We start from the raw sequence: 5,099 nt of genomic DNA on the forward strand, positions 1-5,099 counted from the left end.
GCTCGCAAAGACGAGGCGCGGCACGCGCCGAGACGCTGCGATCAGGAAAGCTCTGCGAACCCAGGAAATTGCCCCCATGTCGCGCCCCTCACTTCTTCTCGTTGGGCCCGGGAACGACGTTCCTGCAGTCGCGCGATCCGGTGATCGTCACCGACGAAAACCAGCTCCAGCCCCGCTGCGCGGCGCTCCCACATTCCGCGGTTACATCTCCTTCTGAGGACGGCCCCCACAAAGCAGATACGCCTGCGACGACGATCAGCGCGAACAACAGCAAAGACGCGATCCGAACGAGTTTGGGCGCAAGGTTGCTCGACTGCTCGAATGTCACTGGCGGCAGAGGATAGGTCGTAAGGACTGTTCCCTGATCGGGCTGGGATGGGTTTCTCTCAACGAAGTCTTTGGTCAACGCATATTGAAGCGCTGAGCGATGGGCCGGTTTGGCGATCGTTATATGGTCGGCGTCGATCGACACCGGCGGATCGCCTGGCAAGCCGGGATCTGCGCTGGCCTCGTCGACGATCATTCCAGCCGCCGTCCCCTGGGTTTCATAGAAGACGAGATGCTTCAGAACGGCCCGCCGGTCGTCGGCGAGACCGCGATAGGCGAAATTGATGCTGCGCAGGGTGGAATCATTCGCGGTCAGCACCCGAGCGATCGACGAAGGCCACGCCAGAAACCGCAACCGGTCGAGCATCGTCCCCTGCCAGGATCCCGTATGGGGAGTCGCCAGAAATACGACTTGCCTGACGCGATCCAGGAGGTCGGCCGCCTCGGGGCTACGTTCCTTGGCCTGGCTCAGATCGAGCAAGAGTTGCTTGACGATCAGGCCGCCAAGGCTGTGACAAACAAAGGTGATCGGCCCTTGACGAAGGGCAGGCGTTGCAAGCAAGCGGGCGCGGACAGACCCAACGCGATCCTGCAGCGGCATTGCAGTTCCAAGCCAATTCGAGGCGGGCGCGGCATAACCGAGAGTATAAACGGCGAGGCCGTTAACGTCTTGAGCTAGCCAAAGCGGCCAGAAGGTGTCGTCGTCCGGTCCGCGACGCCATGTGTCGTAAGGATGGCCGCTAAGACCATGCACGAAGATAACGCTCGCTCGGGGCGCTCCCGACCAGTCGGCGACCTTGATGAGATCCGACATTGAAAACTCCTGCCGTTAAAATTCCTTGCATTGACGCCCCTTGACCGCATTGAAGTCGACCGCCTTGCTGCATCAGGACCATCGCCGCGGCTCCCTCCCCAATATCGACACCGCGAAAGAAAGACTGAGCAGTCCAGCGCGCCTGCGCCAAGAATCACTTTGGCTTGCGCGCGCTCGTCTTGAGACCGTCGACGAGCGCTCGCGCCTCGAGCAAGCGGGATTCGTAATAGGCCGCATCTGGCGCGTGGCCGCCGGCGCGCATGACTTCGCGCGCGGCGTCGATCTGTCGAAGCGCCGTCGCCGCCGTTTGCGCATTTTTTTGACGTTCGGCGAGACGCATCAGCGCTACGCCCTGATTGCCCGTGGTCCTCGCCCATTCGAGCGGAACGCGGTCGCGGGCATATTCCTTCAGCGCCTCGCGATAGGCGGCGACCGCCTCATTGAGCTTGCCCGTCCCGCTCTCGCGCTCGCCAAGCGTTTGAAGCGCATTGCCGAGGTTCATCTGCGTCATCGCCCACTGGAGCGGCGCGCGGTCGCGGGTGATTTCTTTTAGCGTCTCGCGATAGGCGGCGACCGCCTCATTGAGCTTATCCGTCCCGCTCTCCCGCTCGCCAAGCCTTTGAAGGGCATTGCCGAGGTTCATTTGCGTCATCGCCCACTCGAGCGGAACGCGGTCGCGGGTGATTTCCTTCAGCGCCTCTAAATCGCGGGCGCAAAGTGTACCACTGAACCGGCTTTGATTTGTCGCTTTGATGGCGGCGCAAAAGTGTACCGGTCCTGCTAGGCCGACTCGATGTCATTGACTGGCATGGAGAGGCCGAAAGGATGTTCACAGTGGAACTCTACGCCGGGATACGACGCGCAGTGATGGTGGACGGGCTGAGCCGCCGGGAGGCGGCTAAGCGCTTTGGCGTTCACCGCAACACGATCACGAAGGTGCTCCAGTATTCTGTTCCGCCGGGCTATCGGCGGCGCGAGCGACCGGTATCGAAGAAGCTCGGGCCGTATATGGCCTGGATCGACAATATTCTGGAGGGCGACCGGAGCGTTCACAAAAAGCAGCGGCATACAGCGCAACGGATTTTCGAACGGTTGCGGGACGAAGAGGGGTTTTCCGGCGGCTACACGATCGTGCGCGAGTATGTGGCGCGGGCCCTGCTGCGGTCGCGCGAGATGTTTATTCCGTTGAGCCATCGCCCAGGACAGGCGCAGGCGGACTTCGGCGAGGCGGACGCCTATATCGCCGGCAAGAAGGTCCGCTTTCATTACTTTTGCATGGATTTGCCGCATTCGGACGGCTGCTTCGTCAAGGCCTATCCCGCCGAGACAGCGGAAGCCTTCTGCGATGGCCATGTGGCGGCGTTCGACTTTTTCGACGGCGTCCCTCAGTCCATTTTGTATGACAATACGCGGCTCGCGGTCGCAAAGATCGTGAAGGGCGGCGAGCGCTTGCGCTCGCAAATGTTCGCCGAACTCCAGAGCCATTATCTGTTCGAGGATCGCTTCGGCAGACCGGGCAAGGGCAACGACAAGGGCAAGGTAGAGGGCCTGGTCGGATTTGTCCGGCGCAACTTCATGACGCCTCTGCCTGTCGCGGAGAGTTTTGAGGCGTTCAATGCGCGGCTCCTGGACGCCTGCACGAAGCGGCGTCAGGCGATCTTGCGCGGCCATTCCACGACGATCGCCGGACGCATGGAGGCGGACCGATCCGCGTTCCTGCCGTTGCCACCAGCGCCCTATGACGCCTGTCACAAGGTCGCCACCCGCGTCTCGTCGATGGCGCTGGTGCGCTATCGCAACAATGATTACTCGGTTCCAACGCGCTACGGCCATCAGGAGGTTCTGGCGAAGGGCTATGTCGATCGGGTCGAGATCGTCTGTCGCGGGGAGACAATCGCCACTCACCTGCGCAGCTACGACCAGGCCGAGTTCATCTACAATCCCCTGCATTATCTCGCCCTGCTTGAACACAAGAGCAAGGCGCTCGACCAAGCCGCGCCGCTCGACGACTGGCGTCTTGCCGATTGCGTCTATCGCCTGCGGCGGCTGATGGAAGCGCGGATGGGCAATGCCGGTCGCCGCGAGTTCATCCAGGTGCTGCGGCTGATGGAGGACTTCCATCAACATCACGTCGAACAGGCGGTCGCGGAGGCGCTGCGTCTTGGCGCGATCAGCTTCGACGCGGTGAAGATGCTGCTGCTCGCCAGACTGGAGAACCGGCCGGCGCGGCTCGATCTGACATTTTACCCTTACCTGCCGGCCGCCACGGTCGGCGCGACGGATCCACGCGCCTATCTCAGGCTCATCGCCGGCGCCGCCTCCGCGCCAGCGGCTGCAGGAGGTTCGGCATGACCAATGCGCAAGAGCCAGGCTCCCCGACAATTGTCGCGCCGCAGGTGCTGCTGGGCAATCATCTCAAGGCGCTGAAGCTTCCCACTTTCGCGCGCGAATATGAGAAAGTGGCGATGGAGTCGGCGCAGGATCGCGCCGATTACCCGCGCTATTTGTTGCGCCTGTGCGAACTGGAGCGCATCGATCGCGAGCGGCGCAATGTTGAGCGCCGCATTCGCCTGGCGCGATTTTCGCAGATCAAGAGCCTCGACACGTTCGACTTCGCCGCGCAGCCCTCGCTCAACAAGCCGCTGGTTCTGGAGCTGGCGCGGTGCGAATGGCTCGAGAAGCGACAGAACTGCATCGCGCTCGGTCCATCCGGAACCGGCAAGACCCATGTCGCGCTCGCCCTTGGGCTCGCCGCATGCCAGAAGGGCTTCAGTGTCGCCTTCACCTCGGCCGCCGCCCTCGTGCACGAACTCATGGAAGCGCGCGACGAGCGCCGCCTGCGGGCGCTGCAAAAACATCTCAACACCGTCAAACTGCTGATCGTCGACGAGCTGGGCTACGTGCCGTTCACGGCAGTTGGTTCTGAGCTGCTCTTCGAGGTCTTCAGCCAGCGCTATGAACGTGGCGCTACGCTGGTGACCAGCAATCTGCCATTCGATGAATGGACGTCGGTGTTCGGTTCGGAGCGTCTCACCGGCGCGTTGCTCGATCGCCTCACGCACCATGTCCACATCCTGGAGATGAATGGCGACAGCTACCGGCTCGCGACAGCCAAGAAAGCGCAGCGGCGCAATACCGATGAGCCGCGCACACATCCAACAGCCAAGGGAGACGCCACCACAGAAACCTAATCGCCGCCGCGCGCATTGAACCGCGCTTCGCTACGCTCCGCGCGCCTCAATCCGCGCGGCAACTCAAATCACAAGGGCTTCGCGGCCCTTTTCTCTCAACCAGACCGGTACACTTTTACGCCGCCATCTGGCACATTTTGTTTCCGCCGTTGACAGCGCCTCGCGATAGGCGGCGACCGCCTCATTGAGCTTATCCGTCCCGCTCTCGCGCTCGCCAAGCCTTAAAAGCGCACTGCCGAGGCCCATCTGCGTCCTCGCCCATTGGAGCGGAACGCGGTCGCGGGTTCTCTCCTTCAGCGCCTCGCGATAGGCGGCGACCGCCTCATTGAGCTTATCCGTCCCGCTCTCGCGCTCGCCAAGCGTTTGAAGCGCGTTGCCGAGGTTCATCTGCGTCGTCGCCCAGTCGAGCGGAACGCGGTCGCGGGTTCTCTCCTTCAGCGCCTCGCGATAGGCGGCGACCGCCTCACTGAGCTTATCCGTCCCGCTCTCGCGCGCGCCAAGGATTGCAAGCGCACTTCCGAGGTTCATCTGCGTCAACGCCCAGTCGAGCGGAACGCGGTCGCGGGTATATTCCTTCAGCGCCTCGCGATAGGCGGCGACCGCCTCACTGAGCTTATCCGTCCCGCTTTCGCGCTCGCCGAGCCTTTGAAGCGCATTGCCGAGGTTCATCTGCGTCATCGCCCACTTTGGCGGCGCGCGGTCGCGGGTATATTCCTTCAGCGCCTCGCGAAAGGCGGCGACCGCCTCATTGAGCTTATCCGTCCCGC

4 protein-coding genes and 1 pseudogene are annotated in these 5,099 nt (G+C 62.5%); 2 read left to right on the top strand and 3 right to left on the bottom strand.

Annotation, left to right across the window (positions count from 1 at the left end):
- Nucleotides 1–88 precede the first annotated feature (88 nt).
- Together QZ964_RS16855 and QZ964_RS16860 are read right to left on the bottom strand one after the other, a co-directional pair.
- The gene (locus tag QZ964_RS16855; RefSeq protein WP_292532937.1) at nt 89–1,141 is read right to left on the bottom strand and encodes a hypothetical protein; all 1,053 of its coding nucleotides are present in this window, start codon (nt 1,139–1,141) and stop codon (nt 89–91) included.
- Between the two features lie 154 nt (nt 1,142–1,295).
- Nucleotides 1,296–1,793 (bottom strand): hypothetical protein, encoded by a 498-nt coding sequence (locus QZ964_RS16860; protein ID WP_292532938.1) that lies wholly within the window; start codon nt 1,791–1,793, stop codon nt 1,296–1,298.
- A gap of 173 nt (nt 1,794–1,966) precedes the next feature.
- Here QZ964_RS16860 and istA point away from each other — a divergent pair, with 173 nt between their 5' ends.
- Nucleotides 1,967–3,493, top strand: coding sequence for an IS21 family transposase (gene istA, locus QZ964_RS16865; RefSeq protein ID WP_292532940.1), 1,527 nt, complete (start codon nt 1,967–1,969; stop codon nt 3,491–3,493).
- Complete coding sequence (gene istB, locus QZ964_RS16870) at nt 3,490–4,332, top strand: IS21-like element helper ATPase IstB (protein ID WP_292532941.1); 843 nt, start codon at nt 3,490–3,492, stop codon at nt 4,330–4,332. Before istA ends, istB begins: the two co-directional genes overlap by 4 nt.
- Before the next feature lie 63 nt (nt 4,333–4,395).
- Here the strand turns inward: istB and QZ964_RS16875 are convergent.
- Nucleotides 4,396–5,099: pseudogene (locus QZ964_RS16875) on the bottom strand (tetratricopeptide repeat protein); the annotation flags it as partial.

The organism is Methylocystis sp. (assembly GCF_021731785.1).
Lineage (GTDB): Bacteria > Pseudomonadota > Alphaproteobacteria > Rhizobiales > Beijerinckiaceae > Methylocystis.

Bases quoted from the DNA above. Each gene is read 5' to 3' on its own strand.
- QZ964_RS16855 (WP_292532937.1), bottom strand. From the start codon at position 1,141: ATGTCGGATCTCATCAAGGTCGCCGACTGGTCGGGAGCGCCCCGAGCG.
- QZ964_RS16860 (WP_292532938.1), bottom strand. From the start codon at position 1,793: ATGACGCAAATGAACCTCGGCAATGCCCTTCAAAGGCTTGGCGAGCGG.
- istA (WP_292532940.1), top strand. From the start codon at position 1,967: ATGTTCACAGTGGAACTCTACGCCGGGATACGACGCGCAGTGATGGTG.
- istB (WP_292532941.1), top strand. From the start codon at position 3,490: ATGACCAATGCGCAAGAGCCAGGCTCCCCGACAATTGTCGCGCCGCAG.